Origin of the sequence: Pseudoalteromonas xiamenensis (assembly GCF_017638925.1) — a bacterium.
Lineage (GTDB): Bacteria > Pseudomonadota > Gammaproteobacteria > Enterobacterales > Alteromonadaceae > Pseudoalteromonas > Pseudoalteromonas xiamenensis.
Window position 1 is genome coordinate 2,770,321 of the sequence record NZ_CP072133.1, and the last position, 22,837, is coordinate 2,793,157.

24 protein-coding genes, 1 pseudogene and 1 riboswitch are annotated in these 22,837 nt (G+C 44.1%); of the genes and pseudogenes, 21 read left to right on the plus strand and 4 right to left on the minus strand.

Annotated features, from left to right (window positions below; all coding sequences use genetic code 11):
• The first annotated feature begins 6 nt into the window (after window positions 1-6).
• The 14 genes and pseudogenes from nqrE to ung all read left to right on the plus strand — a co-directional run bounded on the left by nqrE (window position 7) and on the right by ung (window position 12,047).
• The gene (nqrE, locus tag J5O05_RS13305; protein ID WP_208842449.1) at window positions 7-615 is read left to right on the plus strand and encodes an NADH:ubiquinone reductase (Na(+)-transporting) subunit E; all 609 of its coding nucleotides are present in this window, start codon (window positions 7-9) and stop codon (window positions 613-615) included.
• Between the two features lie 17 nt (window positions 616-632).
• Entirely contained in the window at window positions 633-1,859 is a 1,227-nt protein-coding gene (gene nqrF / locus J5O05_RS13310; RefSeq protein ID WP_208842450.1) for an NADH:ubiquinone reductase (Na(+)-transporting) subunit F, read from the plus strand.
• A gap of 84 nt (window positions 1,860-1,943) precedes the next feature.
• Window positions 1,944-2,969 (plus strand): FAD:protein FMN transferase, encoded by a 1,026-nt coding sequence (locus tag J5O05_RS13315; protein WP_208842451.1) that lies wholly within the window; start codon window positions 1,944-1,946, stop codon window positions 2,967-2,969.
• Window positions 2,970-3,051: 82 nt separating this feature from the next.
• A complete protein-coding gene (gene nqrM / locus J5O05_RS13320; RefSeq protein ID WP_208842452.1) occupies window positions 3,052-3,264 on the plus strand; it encodes a (Na+)-NQR maturation NqrM in 213 nt (70 codons plus the stop codon).
• Window positions 3,265-3,366: 102 nt separating this feature from the next.
• The gene (locus J5O05_RS13325; protein WP_208842454.1) at window positions 3,367-3,951 is read left to right on the plus strand and encodes a histidine phosphatase family protein; all 585 of its coding nucleotides are present in this window, start codon (window positions 3,367-3,369) and stop codon (window positions 3,949-3,951) included.
• A gap of 23 nt (window positions 3,952-3,974) precedes the next feature.
• Window positions 3,975-4,172: riboswitch (cobalamin riboswitch) on the plus strand.
• A gap of 67 nt (window positions 4,173-4,239) precedes the next feature.
• Window positions 4,240-5,040, plus strand: coding sequence for an ABC transporter ATP-binding protein (locus J5O05_RS13330; RefSeq protein ID WP_208842456.1), 801 nt, complete (start codon window positions 4,240-4,242; stop codon window positions 5,038-5,040).
• 1 nt (window position 5,041) lies between these two features.
• Window positions 5,042-6,053 (plus strand): annotated as a pseudogene (locus J5O05_RS13335) (FecCD family ABC transporter permease).
• The gene (gene cobT / locus J5O05_RS13340) at window positions 6,050-7,111 is read left to right on the plus strand and encodes a nicotinate-nucleotide--dimethylbenzimidazole phosphoribosyltransferase (protein ID WP_208842457.1); all 1,062 of its coding nucleotides are present in this window, start codon (window positions 6,050-6,052) and stop codon (window positions 7,109-7,111) included. Before J5O05_RS13335 ends, cobT begins: the two are co-directional and overlap by 4 nt.
• Window positions 7,108-7,887: an adenosylcobinamide-GDP ribazoletransferase gene (gene cobS, locus J5O05_RS13345; protein ID WP_208842458.1), complete on the plus strand. Its 780-nt coding sequence runs from the start codon at window positions 7,108-7,110 to the stop codon at window positions 7,885-7,887. The genes cobT and cobS overlap by 4 nt, the downstream gene beginning before the upstream one ends.
• Complete coding sequence (gene cobU / locus J5O05_RS13350; protein ID WP_208842460.1) at window positions 7,884-8,420, plus strand: bifunctional adenosylcobinamide kinase/adenosylcobinamide-phosphate guanylyltransferase; 537 nt, start codon at window positions 7,884-7,886, stop codon at window positions 8,418-8,420. The genes cobS and cobU overlap by 4 nt, the downstream gene beginning before the upstream one ends.
• A gap of 4 nt (window positions 8,421-8,424) precedes the next feature.
• Window positions 8,425-9,915, plus strand: coding sequence for a cobyric acid synthase (locus J5O05_RS13355; protein ID WP_208842462.1), 1,491 nt, complete (start codon window positions 8,425-8,427; stop codon window positions 9,913-9,915).
• Window positions 9,908-10,495, plus strand: coding sequence for a cob(I)yrinic acid a,c-diamide adenosyltransferase (gene cobO / locus J5O05_RS13360; protein ID WP_208842463.1), 588 nt, complete (start codon window positions 9,908-9,910; stop codon window positions 10,493-10,495). The genes J5O05_RS13355 and cobO overlap by 8 nt, the downstream gene beginning before the upstream one ends.
• 15 nt (window positions 10,496-10,510) lie before the next feature.
• The gene (locus J5O05_RS13365; RefSeq protein ID WP_208842465.1) at window positions 10,511-11,386 is read left to right on the plus strand and encodes a cobalamin-binding protein; all 876 of its coding nucleotides are present in this window, start codon (window positions 10,511-10,513) and stop codon (window positions 11,384-11,386) included.
• Window position 11,387: 1 nt separating this feature from the next.
• Window positions 11,388-12,047 (plus strand): uracil-DNA glycosylase, encoded by a 660-nt coding sequence (gene ung, locus J5O05_RS13370; RefSeq protein WP_208842466.1) that lies wholly within the window; start codon window positions 11,388-11,390, stop codon window positions 12,045-12,047.
• Window positions 12,048-12,216: 169 nt separating this feature from the next.
• On the opposite strand, the gene J5O05_RS13375 is transcribed toward ung, so the two are convergent.
• Together J5O05_RS13375 and J5O05_RS13380 are read right to left on the minus strand one after the other, a co-directional pair.
• Entirely contained in the window at window positions 12,217-12,498 is a 282-nt protein-coding gene (locus J5O05_RS13375; protein WP_208842468.1) for a serine hydrolase domain-containing protein, read from the minus strand.
• The gene (locus tag J5O05_RS13380; protein ID WP_208842469.1) at window positions 12,419-14,794 is read right to left on the minus strand and encodes a serine hydrolase; all 2,376 of its coding nucleotides are present in this window, start codon (window positions 14,792-14,794) and stop codon (window positions 12,419-12,421) included. The genes J5O05_RS13375 and J5O05_RS13380 overlap by 80 nt, the downstream gene beginning before the upstream one ends.
• Window positions 14,795-15,332: 538 nt before the next feature.
• On the opposite strand from J5O05_RS13380, the gene J5O05_RS13385 reads away from it, so the two are divergent.
• The 5 genes from J5O05_RS13385 to J5O05_RS13405 all read left to right on the plus strand — a co-directional run bounded on the left by J5O05_RS13385 (window position 15,333) and on the right by J5O05_RS13405 (window position 19,959).
• A complete protein-coding gene (locus tag J5O05_RS13385; protein ID WP_208842471.1) occupies window positions 15,333-16,082 on the plus strand; it encodes an SDR family oxidoreductase in 750 nt (249 codons plus the stop codon).
• Between the two features lie 95 nt (window positions 16,083-16,177).
• On the plus strand, window positions 16,178-16,522 hold the full coding sequence (locus tag J5O05_RS13390) for a phasin family protein (protein ID WP_208842473.1): 345 nt from the start codon (window positions 16,178-16,180) through the stop codon (window positions 16,520-16,522).
• A gap of 96 nt (window positions 16,523-16,618) precedes the next feature.
• Window positions 16,619-18,388, plus strand: coding sequence for a class I poly(R)-hydroxyalkanoic acid synthase (gene phaC, locus J5O05_RS13395; protein WP_208842474.1), 1,770 nt, complete (start codon window positions 16,619-16,621; stop codon window positions 18,386-18,388).
• 163 nt (window positions 18,389-18,551) lie between these two features.
• Window positions 18,552-19,388 (plus strand): CPBP family intramembrane glutamic endopeptidase, encoded by an 837-nt coding sequence (locus J5O05_RS13400; RefSeq protein WP_208842476.1) that lies wholly within the window; start codon window positions 18,552-18,554, stop codon window positions 19,386-19,388.
• A gap of 100 nt (window positions 19,389-19,488) precedes the next feature.
• The gene (locus J5O05_RS13405) at window positions 19,489-19,959 is read left to right on the plus strand and encodes a GNAT family N-acetyltransferase (protein ID WP_244369623.1); all 471 of its coding nucleotides are present in this window, start codon (window positions 19,489-19,491) and stop codon (window positions 19,957-19,959) included.
• Window positions 19,960-20,249: 290 nt separating this feature from the next.
• Here the strand turns inward: J5O05_RS13405 and J5O05_RS13410 are convergent, their stop codons facing one another.
• Window positions 20,250-20,438: a DUF3545 family protein gene (locus J5O05_RS13410; protein ID WP_208842477.1), complete on the minus strand. Its 189-nt coding sequence runs from the start codon at window positions 20,436-20,438 to the stop codon at window positions 20,250-20,252.
• 380 nt (window positions 20,439-20,818) lie between these two features.
• Window positions 20,819-21,769, minus strand: a complete 951-nt coding sequence (gene tal / locus J5O05_RS13415) for a transaldolase (RefSeq protein WP_208842479.1) — start codon at window positions 21,767-21,769, stop codon at window positions 20,819-20,821.
• Here tal and J5O05_RS13420 point away from each other — a divergent pair.
• On the plus strand, window positions 21,768-22,001 hold the full coding sequence (locus tag J5O05_RS13420; protein ID WP_208842481.1) for a hypothetical protein: 234 nt from the start codon (window positions 21,768-21,770) through the stop codon (window positions 21,999-22,001). The genes tal and J5O05_RS13420 overlap by 2 nt on opposite strands.
• A gap of 44 nt (window positions 22,002-22,045) precedes the next feature.
• On the plus strand, window positions 22,046-22,825 hold the full coding sequence (yaaA, locus tag J5O05_RS13425; RefSeq protein WP_208842483.1) for a peroxide stress protein YaaA: 780 nt from the start codon (window positions 22,046-22,048) through the stop codon (window positions 22,823-22,825).
• Window positions 22,826-22,837 lie beyond the last annotated feature (12 nt).

Genomic DNA, 22,837 nt, shown 5'->3' on the forward strand with positions numbered 1-22,837 from the left:
AGCGAGATGGAACATTACATTAGCTTATTCGTAAAAGCGGTTTTCATTGAAAACTTAGCATTATCATTCTTCCTAGGTATGTGTACATTCTTAGCTGTGTCTAAGAAAGTAACAACAGCTCTTGGTCTTGGTATTGCGGTAGTTGCAGTACTCGGTATTTCAGTACCTGTAAACAACTTAGTTTACCACGCTATCTTAGCGCCAGGCTCACTTGAGTGGCTAGGTTTCCCAGAGGCTGACCTGAGCTTCTTGAAATTCCTAACCTTTATCGGTGTTATCGCTGCTCTAGTACAAATTCTAGAGATGGCTTTAGATAAATACTTCCCAGCGCTTTATAACGCGTTAGGTATTTTCCTTCCGCTAATCACAGTAAACTGTGCGATTTTCGGTGCGGTTTCGTTCATGGTTGAACGTAACTATAACTTCGGTGAGTCGGTTGTTTACGGTATTGGTGCTGGTGTAGGTTGGGCGCTTGCTATTGTATTACTAGCAGGTATCCGTGAGAAGATGAAGTACGCAGACGTACCTGATGGTCTTCGTGGTTTAGGTATTACCTTTATCACTGTAGGTCTAATGGGTCTTGGCTTCATGTCTTTCTCTGGTATTTCACTGTAAGGTAGCTAGGAGAAATCATGCTAGAGGTTTATTTAGGCGTAGGTATTTTCATTGCTATCGTAGTAATGCTAGTGCTTATCATCATTGCAGCGAAGTCTAAACTTGTTGCTGAAGGTGATGTGACTATCGGTATCAATGGTGATGCTGAAAAAGCAATCAAGATCCCAGCTGGTGGCAAGTTGCTTGGTGCACTTGCTAACTCAGGTATCTTCGTATCATCGGCGTGTGGTGGCGGTGGCTCATGTGGTCAATGTCGTGTACACGTTCATTCAGGTGGTGGTGACATTCTTCCAACTGAGCTTGACCACATTTCTAAAGGTGAAGCACGTGAAGGCTGTCGTCTAGCGTGTCAGGTTAACGTTAAATCTGACATGGAAATCGAACTCGAAGAGTCAATTTTCGGTGTTAAGAAGTGGGAATGTACAGTTATCTCTAACGATAACAAAGCAACGTTCATTAAAGAACTTAAGCTTGGCATTCCTGATGGTGAAATCGTTCCGTTCCGTGCAGGTGGCTACATCCAGATTGAAGCGCCAGCGCACCATGTTAAATACGCGGATTACGATATTCCAGAACAGTACCGTGGTGACTGGGAACGTTTTGGTTTCTTCAAACTTGAATCGAAAGTTGACGAGCCAACGATCCGTGCTTACTCAATGGCTAACTACCCAGAAGAGTTTGGCATCATCATGCTTAACGTTCGTATTGCGACTCCGCCACCGAACAATCTAACATTACCATGCGGTAAAATGTCATCTTACATCTGGTCACTTAAGCCAGGCGATAAGGTCACAATTTCTGGTCCATTCGGTGAGTTCTTCGCGAAAGACACGGATGCAGAAATGGTATTCGTTGGTGGTGGTGCTGGTATGGCGCCAATGCGCTCGCACATTTTCGACCAACTGAAGCGTCTTAACTCTAAGCGTAAGATGTCATTCTGGTACGGTGCTCGTTCTAAACGTGAAATGTTCTATGTAGAAGATTTCGATGGCTTAGCGGCTGAGAACGATAACTTCGAATGGCACGTAGCACTTTCAGATCCTCAACCTGAGGACAACTGGGAAGGTTACACAGGCTTCATTCACAACGTTCTGTTTGAGAACTACTTGAGAGATCATGAAGCGCCAGAAGATTGTGAGTTCTACATGTGTGGACCTCCGATGATGAACGCTGCGGTAATCAACATGCTTAAAGAATTAGGTGTTGAAGACGAAAACATCCTATTGGATGACTTCGGTGGCTAAACCATCGTGATGCATATAAGTTAATTTGCATAATCTGAACCCCTGTGTGAAACACACAGGGGTTCTTTTTTTAGAGGAATTGGAATGACTGAATACCGCTTGGTAAAAAACCTCGCTTTCGGCCTATTAGTATCCGGTTTTTTGTCGGCTTGTAGCCCTGCAAACGAAGAACGGATGTTGGAAATGCATGGCAAAACGATGGGTACTACGTACAGCATTAAAGTGTTTCCCGGAAATATAGACATCGAACAAAATACACTGCAGGCTGAGATTGATGCTGAACTTGTTGCCGTGAATCAATCAATGTCGACCTACATCCCTGATTCAGAGATAAATACGTTCAATGCCCTTGATGCTGGCGTAGTAATGCCAATCAGCGAGGATTTTCGTCGCGTTGTGGCTGAATCTATCCGTTTGGGCGAATCTACAAAAACACTCGATGTAACGATGGACTCGTTAATCGACTTGTGGGGATTTGGACCTGATAAGCGTCCGACCAATCGTCCAAGTCAAACTCAATTGGATGAGATGGTTTCGCGTATTGGCGTTGATAAATTGGTCCTGACTGACCAAGGTTTGGAAAAAACAATCAATGGCCTACGCTTATCGTTCTCTGCAACGGCCAAGGGCTATGGCATCGATAAAGTAGCTGAGCTTGTTGAAAAGCACAATATTCATAATTACATGATTGAAATTGGTGGTGAACTTCGCGTCGCAGGGACAAAGGCGGAAGGTGAGCCTTGGCGAATAGCAATCGAACAACCTGACGCACCTATGGGACAGCGTCAAGTGCATCGTGTGTTAGAGCCGGGAACCAGCGGTATAGCAACATCAGGTGATTACCGTATTTTCTACGAAATGGATGGCGAGATTTATACACATTTAATCGACCCTGCAACCGGTATGCCTATCAAGCATGATCTCGTTTCTGTGACGGTGCTGCACCCTTCAGCGATGACCGCTGACGGCCTCGCAACAGCGTTGACGGTAATGGGGATGGATAAAGCGCAAGCTTACGCGGAAGAACATCATTTGCCAGTTTATCTTATGAGTAAAACATCAAGTGGTATTCAAACTTGGTCTAGTACTGCCTTTAAACCATATTTGTGAGCAAGGTTTAAGCGCGCTATAATAGCGCGGTCCGTTGCCAGCCTGACTTTGTAGTCAGGCTTCGATTTTAAGGGTTAAAGCAATGTCGTTGATTCTTCTTACTTTTGGTTTATTAATTCTCATTGTACTCGCTATGGCAGTCGGTGTTCTGGTTCAGAAAAAGTCGATGGCAAGCAGCTGCGGTGGTTTAGGTTCAATGGGTATTGATAAAGTGTGCGATTGTGATGACCCATGTGATAAACGCAAAAAGCGCTTAGCGAAAGAGCAAATTTGGAAAGACAACCAAATTTTGTAATACGAATATTGAATAAAAAATGCGGGCTAGGCTCGCATTTTTTATGCGCGTAATTTTTCAATCTAAGTGCCGTTGTGACGATGCAGGCAAAAGGAACCGAGTATGAAATTGCACTTTATTCGCCATGCGCAACCTGCAACAAAAGGTGTGCTATTAGGGCGGACTAACGCTCACCTGCAGTACCCTGTGGAATTTAGCCGCTATGCCAAATCCCTGATAGGGAGTCGATTCGACACAATTTATGTTTCACCTTTAGAGCGCACTCAGCAAACGATGGACGCGCTCAATGTTTCTGGTGATGTGGTGTTCGATAGCACTATTGTTGAATGTGATTTTGGTCATTGGGATGGGATAACATACGAATGGCTTTGGAAGCACCAGCCTCAGATTGGACAATTTTGGTCTGATCCTTGGTCTGTAACCCCTCCAGCTGGCGAAACGATGGTAAGCTTTGCGACACGCTGTCATGGATTTTTAAAACGACTTTTGAATACGTGCAAGGCCGACGAAAACGTGCTGGTAATTAGTCATGCAGGCGTATTGAAGTTCGTTTATTTTTATGTGCTTGGAATTGAAAAGCCATCAGGGACGCAGTTGGCGTCGATCGAATTTAATTATTTAACAGGATTTAGTCTAGACGTGTATATTGACGAGCAAGGTGTACGCTGGCCAAAAGTTGTATTTTAGACGTCTAGACTTCATAATAGCGAAATTATTGCGTATTAGCAGATATTGGGAAGAAGGTGCGAATCCTTCACTGTCCCCGCAACTGTAATTGAAGGCATGCCTTCACGCGGTAAACGTTTTTGCGTTTAATCAAACTTTCCTTGTCGATATTGCAAGGAGGTAGCAAAGGACGCTAAACATTACTGCGAAAAAGTCAGATACCAAGGCTAATACGAGTACTTGAGCGGGCGCACTCAGGTCAAAGCGCTCAATTGAGCGGCTTTGCGGTGCCCAAAATTTAGAGGCACTATGGCAAATTTAGCTTGTTCAGACACGCTCATTCAGATTGATCATCTTTGCGTCGAGAAAGGAAATAAATCCCTTATCAACGACGTCTCGTTTTCTATTTCTCGCGGTGAGTTTGTTGGATTGATTGGCCCTAATGGTGCTGGGAAGTCGACGCTATTGCGTTGTTTATATCGTTATTTTCAACCATCGTCAGGTAATTTGCTGTTCCAAGGGAAACCGATTGAAGTGGTGTCTCTCAAGCAGTATGCGAAGCAAGTTGCTGTCGTTCTACAAGAAGTCGGAAATGACTTTAATCTCCCCGTTGTTGATGTCATTTTAATGGGTCTAACACCGCATAAACCGCTTTTTTCAAACTACACCTCTGATGATCGAGTGAAGGTCATGCAATCACTGAACGCGGTTGGTTTGGCACTCAAAGCCTCCCAGTCCTTTTCCAGTTTATCAGGAGGTGAGCGGCAACGAGTGATGATTGCAAAGGCGATGGTCCAGCAGCCTGAGCTACTGATAATGGACGAGCCAACAAGTCACTTGGACGTTAAATATCAGATTCAAATTATGGAGCTTGCGAAGGCGATGAACGTCACCGTGATAGCCTCATTCCATGATTTAAACCTCGCCGGAGCGCTCTGTGAGCGTATTTTGGTGCTTAAATCAGGTGAGTTAGTCGCTAATGGTTGTCCAATTGATGTGCTGACAAGTGAACTTCTAAGCGCTGTTTTTGGCGTCTGTGCAGAGGTCGATATGCTTCATTCCGGTTCTAAAGCCATTCCTCATATTCGCTATCACTATGGATATATTTGAGATGCCAAATAATGTGGTGAAGCAAAGTTTGGTCGTGAGCATCTTGTTCTTGGCGGTGCTGGGCAGTTTTATGGCATCGATGATGTTAGGTGCGGTAACGGTATCGTTGGCTGATGTATTGCACGCGTTGATAAACGCTGAGCCAAGCAATTTGATGCAAAAAATTGTGATTGAGTCTCAGACTTCCTCGGGCCATTTTGGCGTTTACCGCGGGGGCAGGGCTTTCACTGGCGGGAGTAATACTGCAAACCGTTACTCGAAATCCACTAGCTGACCCGTATTTGTTTGGTATTTCATCTGGCGCATCGTTTGGTGTGGTCTTGCTATTTTCACTCACGGGCATTCAAGCTGGATTGGTAATTGCGGGAGCGGCCTTTTTAGGCAGTACGCTGGCGGTCACTTTGTTGATAGCACTGGCATTAAGCGTGAGAAGCTCCCAAGTAGAAGTGTTGCTGCTCGCGGGGGTCGCATTGTCCTTTTTATTCAGCGCGCTGACCAGCCTATTGCTGTATTGGACTGATCCAGAAGCCATCAGCGCGATTCTCTTTTGGAATTTAGGTAGCTTTAGTCGAGCGGATTGGCAGTGGTTATGGTTGCCCGTTGCGGTTGTGTTGAGTGCGTGCGCCATTTTGTTGCTTTATCGCCGTTCATTGAATGCATTGTTACTCGGCGATGAGTCAGCCACAACGGTTGGCGTGAATGCGGGTCGACTGCGGGTGGCGATGTTATTGATCAGCTCATTGATTACTGCGGTACTTGTAGCAAGTTGCGGAGGTGTTGGTTTTGTCGGTTTGATGATCCCACACATCGTGCGATTTTTTATTTCGCAAGCCAAAGTGTCGGGGTTACTCGCGACGTTCTTAACCGGTGGTTTGTTTATGCTTTGGGTCGACATCGTCGCGCGTTCACTTCTGGACAATCAGGAGCTTCCAGTTGGTGTCATCACCGCGTCCATTGGCAGTTTATTTTTCCTCATTCTTTTGCTGCTTCGCAGCCGGACTCGTGCTTTATGACATTGAATACACTTTTTGATATCCCGCCACTCAATACAAAACTTAAATCGGCGTGTCAGGCTCTGATCGACAACAAAACCAAACCGTTAGGCGCGCTTGGATTGCTCGAACCGTTAGCTTTGCAGTTAGCACTTATTTTAACGCGCTCAGAGAACCATAAAATCGAACTTGGTATACCGCAACTGGTTATTTTCGCGGGAGATCATGGCATCGCGGCAGAAGGGGTCTCTATCGCACCAAGTGAAGTAACGGGTCAAATGGTTGCTAATTTTTCCAACGGTGGCGCCGCAATCAATGCGTTGTGCCAAACCTTAGGTTGGCAACTCAGCGTCGTGGATTGTGGTATTTTGGTGAAGCCCGAGCTTGACCTAAACGTAATTTCTCAACGTTTAGGCACGTCAACAAATGCATTTCATCGTAAACCTGCAATGGAGCGTGCGACGCTTGAGCGTGGTTTCGACCTAGCCAATGCACTCATCAACAACATGCTTGAGAAAGGGACGAATATCTTCGCTTTTGGTGAAATGGGGATTGGTAACACGACGTCCGCGTCAGCGATATTTTCCGCGATATCCTTGCTTTCTCCCAAAGAAACGGTCGGTAAAGGAACTGGTGTAAGTGACGAGATTGTAATGAAAAAGCAGGCGCTCATTGCCGATGCCTTATCGCTTCATCACAAGCAATTAGATACACCGATAGGTGTACTACAACATCTCGGAGGATATGAAATTGTGCAAATGGTCGCAAGCATGTTGACCGTTGCAAAAGCACAAAAGGTGATTGTGGTGGACGGCTTTATTGCAACGGCAGCAGCATTGATAGCAACTCAACTTGCACCGAACGCAAAGGATTACATGGTTTTTGCACATTGTTCTGGCGAACAAGGCCATCAAAAAATGCTGGAATACTTAGAGGTAACGCCGCTGTTGAATTTAGGACTGCGGTTAGGTGAAGGCACTGGAGCCGCACTTGCACTGCCTTTGCTGCAAAGTGCAGCAGCCTTTTACAACGATATGGCCAGTTTTACCGATGCGAATGTCACAGAGGTGAATGGATGAACCTGAATGGGTTGCAATTTAAATTAGCCTTAGTGTTTTTAACGCGCTTACCAGTAAAAATCCACTCTGAGGTGGAAGAAGAGTCCATTAATCTAGCCTCGGGTTATTTCGCGTTGGTTGGTTTGGTTATCGCGTTGATGCTCAGTGCGGCGTATCTTGTTATTGGGTTTATCTTTCCTGCCGAACTCACAATCTTACTGCTCTTAGCCCTATCGCTTATGCTCACTGGTGCATTCCATGAAGATGGCTTTGCCGATGTCTGGGATGGGTTTGGCGGTGGTTGGACGCAACGTCAAAAGCTTGAGATTATGAAAGACAGTAGGCTTGGTACCTATGGCGCATCTGCTTTGGTAATTCTATTGTTGTCAAAATACATCAGCCTGTATTTATTAGCATTTGGTTTCTGGCAAGTCGTGAGCGCCCTTGTTCTTGGCCATGTGTTGAGTCGAGCATTTGCAACAGCCCTGATTGGGCAATTGCCCTATGTACAGGCGGATGCCGAATCGAAAGTAAAGCCGGTTGCTAAACACTTAAATCCTGAGAGTGCGCAATTATTGTGGCTTACGAGTGCAGTCGTGTTGCTGTTAACTTGGATGTTGACCCCTTTGAGTTTCTATGGGCTTTGCGGTCTATGTTTGGTCCTTTGGGGTGTGCAATGCCTATGTAAACAGTGGTTTAAAGCACAGCTTCAAGGCTATACAGGAGATTGTTTGGGCGCAGCTCAGCAATGTTTGGAACTCACCGTCTACTTTTACTTGGTGGCTTTATTGGCATGAGTATCGAATTTCTTTTAGGTGGTGCTCGCTCCGGCAAAAGCCGATTAGCGGAACAGCGCGCGTTGCAATTACTTGAGGAAAATCAGGAACGCAGGTTGACCTATATCGCTACCGCAACGGCAAACGATGAGGAGATGCAAGCGCGAATTAATCAGCATCAAGCCCAACGGGATGGTCGTTGGGAGGTTGTGGAAGAACCGTTTGAGTTAACTCAAACGCTGAGCCGTTTTACTGAATATGATGTGGTTTTGGTGGATTGCCTCACTCTTTGGTTAACAAATTGGCTGTGCGAAAAAGGACTAGAAGCTTATTTAGTTGAACGTTCAAAATTACTCGCCATATTGGCACAAAGCCGCGCGCACATTTTATTGGTAAGCAACGAAGTAGGTCATGGCATTGTACCCATGGGGGCATTAAGTCGTCAGTTTGTCGACGAGTCGGGTCGATTGCACCAACTGCTTGCCCAGTTGGCATCACGCGTTGACTTTATTATTGCGGGTTTACCGCTCACGATGAAATCGAGTAAGGAATAACGCATTGAAAACGTTAATGATACAAGGGACTACTTCAGACGCAGGTAAATCCACGTTAGTCGCAGGTCTTTGCCGTGTTCTTGCTCGGCGAGGCGCAAAAGTGGCGCCATTTAAACCACAAAATATGGCATTGAATAGCGCGGTAACGCCTGACGGTGGTGAAATAGGCAGAGCACAAGCGTTACAAGCCATTGCTGCAAAACAGCCAATGTCGAAAGATTTCAATCCCATCTTGCTGAAGCCTAACAGTGATACAGGGGCGCAAGTTATCGTTCATGGCAAAGCGTTATCCAATATGGAAGCTACGAGGTACCACGATTATAAAAAAGTCGCCATGCGAGCCGTACTGGATTCCTATGACAGGCTTGGACAACAATATCAATGGTGTCTTGTTGAGGGGGCGGGAAGTCCGGCGGAAATCAATTTACGTGAAAATGACATTGCCAACATGGGGTTTGCATGCGAAGTGGATGCTCCTGTGATCATCATTGCAGACATCGACAAAGGTGGGGTCTTCGCGCATTTAGTTGGTACATTAGCGCTATTGTCTGAACAAGAACAAGCGCTTGTTAAAGGTTTTGTGATCAATCGTTTTCGTGGTGATATTGGATTACTCCAGGGAGGGCTGGATTGGTTAGAGGCTTATACGAACAAGCCTGTACTCGGTGTGTTGCCTTATCTCCATGATTTAGCTTTGGATGCAGAAGATGCACTCAATATCGACAATCGCGTAAATGCAGCAAAGCTCATCGTTGCGGTACTTGTATTCCCCCATATTAGTAACCATACCGACTTTGATAGTTTAAGGTTAAACCCTGATGTGGATTTACGTTACGTGCGCCACACCGAATCCATTGGTGAAGTAGACTTAATTATTTTGCCTGGCAGTAAGAATGTGCCTGGTGATTTGGCGTTTATGAAAAATGAACGCTGGCCAGCCGAAATTCGACGGCACTTACGCTACGGAGGCAAAGTGCTAGGAATTTGCGGTGGCTTACAGATGTTAGGGCATGAGGTCAATGATCCGGACGGCGTAGAATCACCAGTTGCGAGTACCGAAGGTTTGAAATTAGCTGATTTCGTTACGCAGCTTCTGCCTCAAAAGGTGCTGACTCAGGCGACAGGGCGATGCTTGCTTAACGATAACGAAGTGGTGATTGAAGGCTATGAAATTCACTGTGGTCGCTCTCATGGACGCGCTTTAAGAAAGCCATTTTTACGTTTTGACAATCATCCTGATGGCTTTCAAACAGATGGCTTTATTTCTGAAGATAATCAGTTAGCGGGGACTTACTTACATGGCCTATTTGATAATCCAAAGGCGTGTGATGAGATCCTTCGTTGGGCGAGTGGGGGAAATTGGCATGGTAAATCATTTGATTTAGCAGAGCATCGAGAAACGCAATTGGATCGCTTAGCAGACATTTGTGAACAGTATTTGGATTTAGAGACATTATTCTCGCAAGCGGCGAGCAAAGAGGACAAACATGAGTGATAAGCATCAAGAGCGTCAACAAAAAGTCAAAGAGCAAGTCGATGCCAAAGTTGCTGCTGCGCAAATAGAGAAAGGCATTTTGCAAGTCATCACGGGTAATGGGAAAGGCAAATCAACTTCTGGGTTTGGTACGGTTGCACGTTGTGTTGGACATGGTATGAATGCGGCGGTCGTGCAATTCATCAAAGGCATGTGGGAATGCGGCGAACGCAATTTACTCGAAAAGGCAGGGGTTCCATTCGCGGTGATGAAAACGGGATTTACGTGGGAAACGCAAAACCGTGAAACCGACACGTTAGCGGCACAAGAAACATGGGCCGTGGCTAAGGAGTGGCTTAAAGATGAGTCTATTGATCTCGTGTTGTTAGACGAGCTTACTTACATGGTGTCGTACGATTATCTTGATTTGGATGAGGTGATAGAAGCACTTGAACGTCGTCCAGCAATGCAGTCCGTGATCATTACCGGGCGTGGTGCGCATCGTCGTTTAAAAGACTTAGCAGATACCGTAAGTGAAGTACAAAACATCAAACATGCGTTTGAAGCCGGAGTAAAAGCGCGTAAAGGTTTTGATTTTTAAGCCTTAGGAGCGGCAATGAAAAATCGATTTATAATTACGCTGGGGTTGGTTTGGTGCATAAATGTGTTCACCACAGCGAATGCCTTTGAAAAAGAAGTTGAAGAGAAACCTGCGGCTCGAATAGTGGCGTTAGCCCCACACATTGTTGAAAACTTATTTGTAATCGGTGCAGGCGATCGCATCGTTGGAACAGTCGACTATGCCGATTATCCAGAGGCTGCGCTCGGTATTCCCAGAATCGGAGGCTATCACGGTATTCAGCTTGAAAAACTGTTGGCGTTAGAACCGGATCTGGTGATTGCGTGGCAAACGGGCAATAAAAAAGACGATTTGGCAAAAATAGAGTCTTTAGGCATTCCTGTGATGTATAGCAATGCGACGAGTCTCGAGGCGGTATCAGAGGAAATTCGCCGCTTTGGGCAACTTACCGGACTCACGGAGAACGCCAACCGTGTGGCCATGAGATTTGATGCCAAACTAAAGATGCTCAGAGCACATTACCAAAGTAGTTCATCCCTACGTGCGTTTTATCAATTGTGGCCAGATCCAATGATGAGCGTCAATCGCAAAACTTGGATCCATGAGCTGATGACTTTGTGCCATGTTGAGAACGTCTTCGCGGAGGCGAGCAACGAGTACCCGCAAATTAGTCTTGAAAACGTGTTACATGCAAAACCGGATGTCATCATTGTACCGCATGAAAAAACCAAAAAGCAGGTCGAATTCATTGATTGGTCTCGCTGGCCGGAAATACCTGCAGGTAAATTTGATCAAGTGGTCGACGTCGACGCGGATTTATTGCATCGCTATACCACTCGAGTACTTGATGGTGTTGAAGAGATGTGTGATAAACTGAATGCTTCTCGCGAGTTTTACCAACAAAGGAAATAACATGACCACTTGGAGCGATGTACTTGGGCATGAAAAGCAGCAGCCTTACTTTCAAGAAACGTTAGATTATGTGACAAAGCGTCGTGCTGAAGGTGTGGTTGTTTACCCGCCACAAGAGAAAGTATTTGAAGCATTCAAGGTTACGCCCTTTGAAGACGTAAAAGTAGTGATATTGGGTCAAGACCCTTATCACGGTCCTGATCAAGCCCATGGTTTATGTTTTTCTGTTTTGCCCGGTATCAAGCCACCGCCATCATTGGTAAACATGTACAAGGAACTCGCTGCAAGCATTGAGGGATTCCAAGTGCCACCTCATGGCTATTTGCTACCTTGGGCAGAGCAGGGCGTGTTACTGCTCAATACTGTATTGACGGTAGAGCAAGGGCAAGCGCACTCACACAAGCATCTTGGTTGGGAGCGCTTTACGGATGTGGTGATTGAAAAACTCAACGCCCATCGAGACGGTATTATTTTCTTGTTGTGGGGTTCACACGCGCAAAAGAAAGGTAAAGTGATTGATAGAAATCGTCATCATGTGTTGCAAGCACCCCATCCTTCGCCATTGTCTGCTCATCGTGGTTTTTTAGGTTGCCAGCATTTTGCTCAAACCAATGAATTACTTGCAAGCATGGGGAAAACAGCAATTCAGTGGCAGGTGTAGTACCCACATATCGGTCGTAAAATGTGTCGTATTAAGTAAAAACGCGACGCGTTGTTCGGCTGCGTTTTTACCTTTCCTACTTATATTTTTCCCATTACATCAAATTTGGAGTTCAACCTTAGGCAATCGGATGTCAGGTACAAACTCACCTGACATTGAGGCTCTTACTTTATTGCTGTTCCGCAAACTGACGTACAAGTCCGTTGATGGCTTGAAAAGCGGCTGCAACTTGTTCATTGTCGGCATCGGCGTTGCTCAATAAGACATAGCCGAATTTTTCACGACGATTTAGCAGCACATTTGTCGCAACGCCAGGGTCAGAACCATCATGACTAACAATATCGCCATCGAGTTGCCAGAAATAACCAATGTCACCTTCCGGTGTGGGGAGTATTGTTTGCGGAGTTAACAAAGCGGTGACAACGGTAGGGTTGAGTGCTTGAGCCTCCATTAATTTTCCCCGAATTACCGAGCGCAATGAGGTAACGAGCTAAATCATGGCTGCTTGATACAGCCATACCATCGGCATAGGTGATATTGCGATATTCTGGAACGTATACCGACTGTGAATCGTCATCGAATACGTACCTCGGTGTTGATGTCTCTGACTCATTCACCGCCCAATAAGTATGTGTCATGCCAAGCGGATTAAACACCAATTGGGTGCTAAGTTGTGATAGTGATTGGCCGGTTTTTTGTTCAAGCACAAGTCCTGCGAGTGCCGAGGCAATGTTAGAATAAACATAAGCTTGGTTATTCTTTAAACCGTATTGAGTAATGAAATTCTCATGTGAATGTAGCTCGCCTTGTGCCGATAGATACTGGGAGAAAAACAGTTGTTCGTCCTGCGAAACCGTTTCAGGACAGCCCATTTCAGGCGCTAAGAGCGACGCTAAACTTTGACTGTTTTCATAGGTAAAGTAACTGCACAGATAGGTTTGTTCCGAATCTAAAATCCCAGACGTGTGAGTAATTAATTGTCGCAAAGTGAGCGGATTATCTTGTGCAAATTGAGCCGCATCTATCACAAAAGGTAATACGGGTTGTAAAGCGGAATCCAAAAACTCTGGTTGGTTTTCAAGTGCTGCAGCAATAGTTGCGCCTAATAGCGTTTTACTGACAGACCCTAAATAGAATTCGGATTGGGGTGAGGTTGCTTCGCCTGTTCGAGCATTCATACCAAAGCCTTTTTCATACACGATTTCGTTATCTTTTATGACGGATATAGACATATTTTTAATGTTGGCTTGATTGCTAAGCTGCGAGATTTTTTGCTCAAATTCGGCTTCGGATAATGTTTTATCTGACGTTCTACCTAAGGCCTTTAGCGCATAATCATAGGTCTGGAAGCGACCCATTTTTAAATCATCGACGGAAAAAGCAGGGATCGATACAGCGGGTGGAATGCCGGTTTTTTCAAAGTATTGATTATCCGAAGTCCAATAGACTTCGTTTGACAGGGTAATAGACCAATCATTGGGTATATCAAAGAATTTTAGGTCTGATAACGCGCCTGAGGTTTCTTTACCTACTTGCGTTACCTGAGGAAGTGAGCGCATCGCTATAACAAATATCTCACCGGCACTCACGGTTACTTCGCTCGTTAATAAATACACGGGATTTGTGTATGCATCACTTCGACCATTTAACTTACGTTCCAACAGGTCACCAGTGCCCGTTTTTGTTTTGGCTTGCTTGTAAAACACTGCATGATCCGTTTGGTTAAATCGTTGTGCAATAGCAAGCGATACGCTGTCATACCCACCTTGATTATTTCTTACATCAACAATAATTCCCTTGGTTTGAGCGAGCTGGGCCATGATGGTATCGAATAATGAGTTTGCCGCGGCTAACGTCGCTTCTTCACTCATTGTGTCGGATGCGTAAGACATCATGTTGTTTATAGTAATGATGCCCACATTGTCGGGTGTAATGCCCCATAGAACCGTAGGTTCGTCTTGCGGATCTGATGGGAAGCGCTTGGCCGAGCTTGGCGTCATGTAGGATGTGCTTATCTGAGCGTAAAGTTGATTCAGCTCTGATTCGATTTCACTTGGGTCAAGCACTTCACCGTCTCGTAGCGACGCAAACATCATCCCTCGTACCGTACGGGAAAACGGATTGTCTTTCGGGCGATTGAAATACAGCGCCTTTGATTCATTGATAATGTTGACGTGAGCATCTTGTAGTGGAGCAACCAGTTCACTTAACACTTGGAATAGGGCTTCGTCGGTCATGTTGTCGTTGACGAGAGGTCGATAAGTGTCGTATTGAGTTTGCCAATTGACTTCACGGGTGTCGAAGTAAGCGTAATAGTCGTTAAAGAGATTCCAAATATAGTCAAAAACATACGTTTGACTGACCGGGCTGTCTACGGATATCGAGGTTGTGCAACTTGTAGGCAGGGTATTTATGCGTTGCAGATAATAGGGTTCTATCAGGTCTTGCTCTTGAATAGCAAGTTTCGTCAAAGAGTTAGGGGTGATTTTGAGCCTGAGTTGGTCTAATGCGATTTGCTCGGTCGTTTCAAGCAGTTTGGTACAACCAAACTGGTTAAATTGGTAGTAGGTTAGAGCGCTGTCGGTGACTTCGAGTAATTCTCCATAGCCAACTCGTTCCCAAACACCTTTTGTAGTTAATTGAGGAAAAGTTGGAATTTTAATGTCGTCGTAGGAGGAATCACACGCACTAAGCGCGAGACTGGCAAAAATTGCTATCGCAGAAAGCTGAACGGTTTGGCGAAACATAGTCGAGTATCCTTGTCGAAAATTAATGGTCTGGCGCTAATTGGGCTGTAACAGATGTCTGTTTGCTGAAAAATTGAGCTTGGTTTTTTGCAACCCCAATAGTCTGGATTAGCCAGTGGGTATAATTTAGGAAAGCTACGCGTGGTTTACTGTCGAAAAGCGTTACAAATATGTCAGTGAGCGTTTGGAATCGTAAAAAAGTGTAACCCAACAAACGCATTCACTCTTATTGTTTGGCTGGATTCGAAAAAGGGACTTGAATAGACCCTGCGCTAAATCAATTTTTCAAATTGGGATTCGGTCAAAATAGCAACGAGTGAAGAATATAAATTTGAGTTATTACTCTAATCTTCTACACTCTGAATTGAAGCCTTTTTTGGTGGGCAGATGTCTTCAAAATTACATGTTTGTGAGATGAAGTTGTCATATTCCCACTAAAGAATAGTGACAGTTTTTAACCTCCGTTGTAAGGGTAGTTAACGGGTGTCGCGACTGAGATGTGCGGTTGTTCAGTTGCTTATTTGCTTGGACGTAAGTTATGGAAAACCTAAAGATCGCAATCGTTACAGGTGCTTTTGGTGGCATCGGTACCGCTATCGTAAAAGAACTTATCGAAGAACAGTGTTTTGTGCTTGCTGTCGCGAGTGCGAAACGGACCTCAGCCGATTTTGATGCTTGGCTTAATGAGCATCAGATTAATCCAACCAAAGTGAAACCTCTTTTCATCGATGTTACCGATCAAATCGCTTGCGAAAATGCGTTAAGTGATGTGATTGATAGCTATGGTCATGTCGATATTTTGGTGAATAATGCGGGGATCACTCGTGATTCGACTTTTAAGAAAATGTCGGCATCACAATGGAATGAAGTGATCAATACCAATCTGAATTCATTGTTTAATATGACTCAGCCGCTGTTTGCGCAAATGTGTGCGCGTAAATTCGGGCGAATTATCAATATCTCCAGCGTGAATGGTCAGAAAGGCCAATTTGGTCAGGCAAACTATTCCGCTGCAAAAGCGGGCATGATTGGTTTTAGTAAAGCGCTCGCTTATGAAGGTGCTCGAGCAAACGTAACGGTAAACGTCGTAGCTCCAGGTTACACCGAGACCCCAATGGTTGCGGCGATGCGAGAAGACGTGCTTGAAAGTATCAAAGCACAAGTCCCCATGCAGCGATTGGCAACGCCTTTAGAAGTGGCTCAGGCAGTTGCTTATTTAGCATCAGATAAAGCGAGTTATATCACCGGCGAGACTTTAGCGCTCAATGGTGGTCTGTATATGCAATAACGATAGAGAGACGGATTCTCAAACGAGTGAAGTGTGCTCAGTGGTATTTGGGAATAAGTTCGAATTTAAGACTTGTTTAGATAAGGAAGAAGACCATGTACAACGATTTAATGAAGACATTTCAAGAGCAAAGCGAAAAGTATTTTTCACCAATGTTCAAGTTTAACCAACTTGTGGCAAAAAACATTGAGCAACTAGCTCAACTGCAGCTTGACGTCGCGCAATCGTACACTGAAACAACGCTGGCACAACTTAAAACAGCGGCTGAAATTTCAGATGTGAAAACGTTTGTTGATTTTAATGCGAGCCAATTAAATGCCTTGAATACGTTGAGCCAGAAAATGATTGCTGACGGTCAAAAACTGCAGCAACTTGGTCAAGAGTTCAAAGACAACCTTGAAGCATTAAGCAAAGAAACGCTTAAAACAGCACAAGTTTAATCTCTTAAAACAAAGAGTCCCATTTGGACATCTTTCGTATATTGCAATTTCTACCCTTAACCTTTTTCAAAGGTTCGTCCCATTAGGATGTGAGTCATGGAAACTAAAAACCCAGAACTAGACAAAATCGTTGCAGATTGGTGGCAGTATGGGCAGGAGTTTTACAACTTGTTCTCGAAGCAAATGGTAAAAGGTAATCCACTCCAACAAGCCCTGAATGAACAAAATGCCAAAGATTTTGCCACTTGGCTAAATGAGGTATCGAAACAGCCCGAAGTGATGTATGAAAAACAATTCGACTGGTGGCAAAAACAGCTTAAAGTTATGCAAAACACATGGGGCCAAATGCTTGGCGAGCAAGCAAGTGATATTGTTGCGCCTGAAGTTGGAGATAAACGTTTCAGTTCAGAGGCTTGGCAAGAAAATCCATGGTTTAACTACATCAAACAAAGTTATTTATTGTTTGGGCAATCTCTGTTGGAATCTATCCGTGAAACACCTGGGCTTGATTCAAAATTAAAAGAACGTTTAGAGTTTTTTGCCAGACAATCTGTGAACTCCGTGGCACCGTCCAATTTCATTAGTACCAACCCAGAGCTAATAGATTTAACGGTTAAATCAAATGGTCAGAATCTTATTCAAGGCTTTGAACTGTTTAAAAAAGATTTGGCGCGTGGTGGGGACATGCTACGGATTAGCATGACTAATGACGATGCTTTTGAGCTTGGAAAAGACATCGCAACGACAGCTGGACGCGTGGTGTTTCAAAATCATCTCTTCGAGCTTATCCAATATTACCCGACCACAGAGCAAGTGCATGCAACGCCGATGCTGGTGGTGCCACCTTACGTTAATAAATACTACATCTTGGATTTACGCGCGGAGAATTCATTCGTAAAACACGCCGTTGATCAAGGCCACACAGTGTTCATGGTGTCTTGGAAAAACCCAGATCCCAGCATGGCGGAAGTCGGATTTGAAGACTACGTCGTGGATGGCGTGATTTCGGCGATTGAGGCAATCGAGAAGCAAACGGGGGAAAGTGAAGTTAATGCAGTGGGATATTGCATCGCGGGAACGCTAGTCACGACTGCAATGGCCTATTTTGCTGCGAAGCGCATGAAGCCTCGTATCAAAAGTGCAACGCTATTAACGACTTTACTCGACTTTTCACAACCGGGTGAAATAGGTGTGTTCATCAACGAACCGACCATCTCGGCACTTGAAACCTATAACCTGCAAAATGGTGTGATGCATGGGCATTTGCTTGGTGTGTCATTTAGTATGTTGCGTGAAAATAGTTTGTATTGGAACTACTACGTTAACAACTACCTCAAAGGCAAAGCGCCTATGGATTTAGATTTGCTTTATTGGAATGGGGACAGCACAAATTTAACTGCGACATGCCACAATTTTATGCTTCGTGAATTGTATCTCAACAATCGCTTGGTCGAAGCGAAGGGAGTGAGTATACGTGGCACGAAAATCGATTTGAGCAAGGTTAAGCAGCCCGTATATATGCTTTCAACACGAGACGATCACATCGCTCTTTGGCAAGCCACGTTTAAAGGGATCCAGGCGACAGGTGCTCAGACAACGTTTGTTCTTGGTGAGTCTGGCCACATTGCTGGTGTAATTAATCCGCCAAGCAAGGGGAAATACGGCTACTGGTTTGGGCCTGACGTATCAGGTGAAGCACAAGCTTGGTTGGACAAAGCTCAACATGAGAGTGGTTCTTGGTGGCCTCATTGGTGCAAATGGTTGCATCAATATCAAGGTGATGAAGTCCCTGCGAGACCCGCAAAAACAGAGGATAACCCAGGTATTTACGATGCACCTGGGGAATATGTGAAGCAAAAGCTCTAGCACTATAGGGTGCGAGGCGCTTGGCTTCGCGCTCTATTTCCACCACTCCCTTTAATCTATTGTTTCTTAGTCTTTTCTCTTGGATTGATGCAAATAGCTGTCGAGTACCATTGCCTATTAGAAAGTCGCTAATTACGGCGTATACTCCATCTGGTATATCTTCATGTGGGTAAACATTTTGAAGCAATTGACGTTAGAAATGTGCGTTTTTGTTTTATTCACTTTTTTGATAAGTTCAATATTTACTTATTTGTGGGTCACATCGGAAGATTCAGCGTGGCTACTCGGGTTTGCTTGGGGGCCGGGGATCGCGGGTATCATCACAGCATTTCTATTTCGTAAAAAGATAAGTGGATTTGGTTGGTCGCTTGGTAACGTGCGTTATCTCCTTATGAGCTACTTTACACCCATTTTATACTGCTTACTGATTTACGGGGTTGTTTGGCTGAGTCCATTTGGTTCTTATGGAGGCTTCGAATCCGCCTATATTACGAGTTTTCCCACAATGGCGATGCTTGGATTTCTCCTGCAAGGGACACTTTATGCTGCACATTCGGCAATAGGTGAAGAAATCGGTTGGCGAGGGTATTTAACACCTACCTTGCTGCAATATTGCAGTCCCTTTCAAACATCACTAATGGTAGGCATTCTTTGGTCACTATGGCACTACCCGATTATTGTATTAGGGCTTTACGGCACCGATGTAGACTTGGTCTATCAATTAATATGTTTTTCGCTCATGACCTTAGGTGTAAATTTCATCTATACCTGGTTTAGAGTCAAGTCGGGGAGTTTGTGGACTGGTTTGTTGCTTCACAGTAGCCATAATCTATATATTCAGCATGTTTTTAACCCGATGACATTAAATACAGGAAAAACGGATTATGTTATTGGGGAATTTGGTTCCGCGCTCGCAATCTTTGGTTTATTTACGGTGATTTTGATCCTATTAAACAAACGCACCTTTAATGATAACTTGAGCAAGAGCATTGTGTTGTAGTGCATCAACGACAAAATACTCAGCGAGGGTTTGAAAATCCACCATTGATTTAAATTCAAAATAAGATGTAATCGAGCTATAGCAAGATAAGTGAGACCGAATGAACATCAATATTCGACATGCCGATATAGAGGATGCAAAGGCTATCAGTGATTTGGTTGTTGCAATGACAGACAAATATGTCTGTCCAACATGCGATCCTGCAGTTCGTGATATGTTGCTTGGATCCATGTCGACCGAGCGTATCGAGCAATATCTATCCGAAGGATATTTGTATGTCGTTGCACTTGATTGTGCTGAGAAAGTAGTTGGCGTTGCGGGTATGCGAGATTATTCACATCTGTTCCATTTGTTTGTGGACGATGAAAATCAAGGTAAAGGTTTGTCGCGTAAACTGTGGGATAAAGTTAAAGAGGCGGCGTTGAGAAATGGAAATTGTGGTCGCTTTACGGTTAATTCCGCATTGAACGCTGAGAATGTGTACTTACGCTTTGGATTTAAGCGAATTGATGGCATACGGAATAGAAACGGGATGGTCGACATTCCTATGATCCTTGATAAGGCTTACTGACAATATTATCGCGTTGATGTTCAAAAAACATCATTACTAAGACAACGTAACGCATAGGCAAAGTTGCGGCTCTGCGTAGACATTCCATCTCCTGTTTATTTCGGCACCGCGGCAAACGCGAAAGTATCCCTAGCAACAAGGAAAGGATTAAACCTTACTTGCTTATGCAGGCAAAAAATAAAAGGCTGAGATACCGAATAACACGTAAAACATTAGCTGTTTACGGTGTTATTCAGGTACAAAGTCGATTAAAGCAAAAGAGTCCACTGTGTTCAGTGAGACCTCTTTTACTAAAAATCTATACTTTCAAGGTCGATATTGTCTGCAAAAATATCGAGATCTTCCAGTTCCTTTCGAAGTCTTTGTCTATCCTTCAGTGCTTCAATCTCACGCCATCTTCTTTTTTTATTTTTTTGAGAGGTACGTTTAGCCGTTCCCGAACCCTCGAGTAACTCAAATAAATCGTCTAGGCTATCCATGAATTTCTCCTATTGATGATTGACCTCATTGCGCACACCCACGCAACCCGTTACGCTTTTTCCACACGCATTTGGGTAAGGTTGGTATATCACAGACCGCTCAAAAATAAAACACAAATATTTCAATTACGTTAAAACAACGTGATGCTTTGATGAAAATCAACAAAACTTTTTAAACGGAAGCATGAGCGTAGAAGCCTTGAATATCGAGGGGTTGGCACTTTTAGCTGAATGTTTGAAAAGGAGAATATGAACCAAAATATAAAGAAAAACAGTGGTATGGATTGAAGTTATTTCACGTATTAAAGGGAAAAATATTTAAAATCGGGCACAAAAAAACGCCACATAAGTGGCGTTTTGAAGGATAGTAATTCTGTCAATTAAAGTGCTTTGAAACGTGCTTCAAGTGTTTCCTGCGCTTCAGCAAAAGCACGGATCCCTTCTGCAAGTTTTTCTGTCGCCATTGCATCTTGGTTATGTAACCAGCGGAACTCAGCTTCTGTTAATGGAGCTGGTTTTGCTTCCGTTGCTTCGATAGTTTCTAGTAAGAAGCTGTCGTCAGCAGGCATCTCTGCCAGTTCTTCTAATAGTTGCGGGCTAATGGTCAGTTTATCGCAGCCTGTTAATGCAACGATTTCGCCTGTATTGCGGAAGCTTGCACCCATCACCACTGTTTTATAACCGTGGTGTTTGTAGAATTCATAAATGCTACGAACAGATTGTACACCTGGATCTTGAAGCGGATCTGTAGGTTTAGCTAAACCATTTTTTACATGCCAATCAAGAATACGACCAACAAATGGCGAAATTAAGAAGACGTTGGCGTCAGCACATGCGCGTGCTTGGGCTTCGCTGAATAACAAGGTTAAATTACATTTAACACCTTCTTTTTCAAGAGCTTCAGCTGCTTTAATGCCTTCCCAAGTTGACGCAATTTTTATCAGGATTTTGTCTTTGCTCACGCCTTCGAGCTTGTAAAGGGCAAGAAGCTGTTTGGCTTTTGCAATCGTGGCCTCTGTATTGAAACTCAAACGCGCATCAACTTCTGTCGAAATGTATCCAGGAACGATGTCTGCGATTTCTTTACCAAGTAATACGGCAAAATAATCACACGCCAGTTCAAGCTGCTTAATTGCATCCGATTCTTCGCTTTTTGCATAAGTCCACGCTTTATCCAAATACGCGGCATAGGCAGGCATTTCAGCTGCTTTTAAAAGTAAAGAAGGGTTAGTGGTCGCATCTTCAGGTTGAAGTTTGCGGATAGCCTCAATGTCACCGGTATCGGCAACGATGGATGAATGTGCTTTTAGCCTGTCTAATGCTGATGTCATGGCGTTCCTCATTCCTATTCGACGTCAAAGTTTTGATGAGCTTATGTGCCTTATGTTGCAATACCGTGACTGGGCTGACATAGGTCAAATGTCCTATGCAGAACAATTAGCAAGACGTGTGACTCGTTTGTGCTCAATTGTATCTAATGACTCTGATGAAAAAGACATTATCCGCATGAAAGGTATTGTTATTATAAGGCGGGAAACAAAACGTGATTTTCGTTTCATTTAATGTTGAAATTGACACTAATTAATTTTGAAGTCAATAGGGTAGTCATGATCACCGTTATTTCACCAGCTAAAAACCTCGATTACGAAACGACAGCGCCAATTTCGGCGTATTCTCAACCAGAATTACTGTCATACAGCGAAGAGCTTATTTCAGTTTGTCGCGATTTGAGTGTCCAAGATTTGGCAAAGTTGATGAAACTCAGTGATAAACTCTCTGCGCTTAACGTTGCTCGCTTTGCTTCTTGGTCCTTACCCTTTACGACAGACAATGCAAAACAAGCGATTTATGCGTTTAATGGAGACACCTATACCGGATTTGACGCTTACAGTGCATCAATAGAAACGATGGATTATGCGCAAAATCACTTACGGATTCTTTCAGGCCTTTATGGCGCGTTGAAGCCAATGGATTTAATGCAGCCATATCGATTAGAAATGGGGACTTCGCTTAGCAACCCAAAAGGAAAATCGTTGTATGCTTTTTGGGGGAGTGTGATTGCTGATAAATTGAATGAGACGTTGGCGGAATCGAAATCATCGGTTCTCGTAAACCTTGCGTCAAACGAGTATTTCAAAGCGGTGGATAAGAAGGCGTTAAAGGCAACGGTGATCACGCCAATTTTTAAAGATGAGAAAAATGGCCAATTTAAGGTGATCAGTTTCTATGCGAAAAAAGCGCGCGGTATGATGGCAAGGTACATCATGGAGAAACAAATCACCCAGCCAGAGCAATTAAAACAGTTTAATGTAGCGGGTTATTATTTCAGTGAAGCTGAAACGAAAAAGGCCAACGAGCCGGTCTTTTTGAGGCATGAGCAAGCATAATACTTTGTGCCT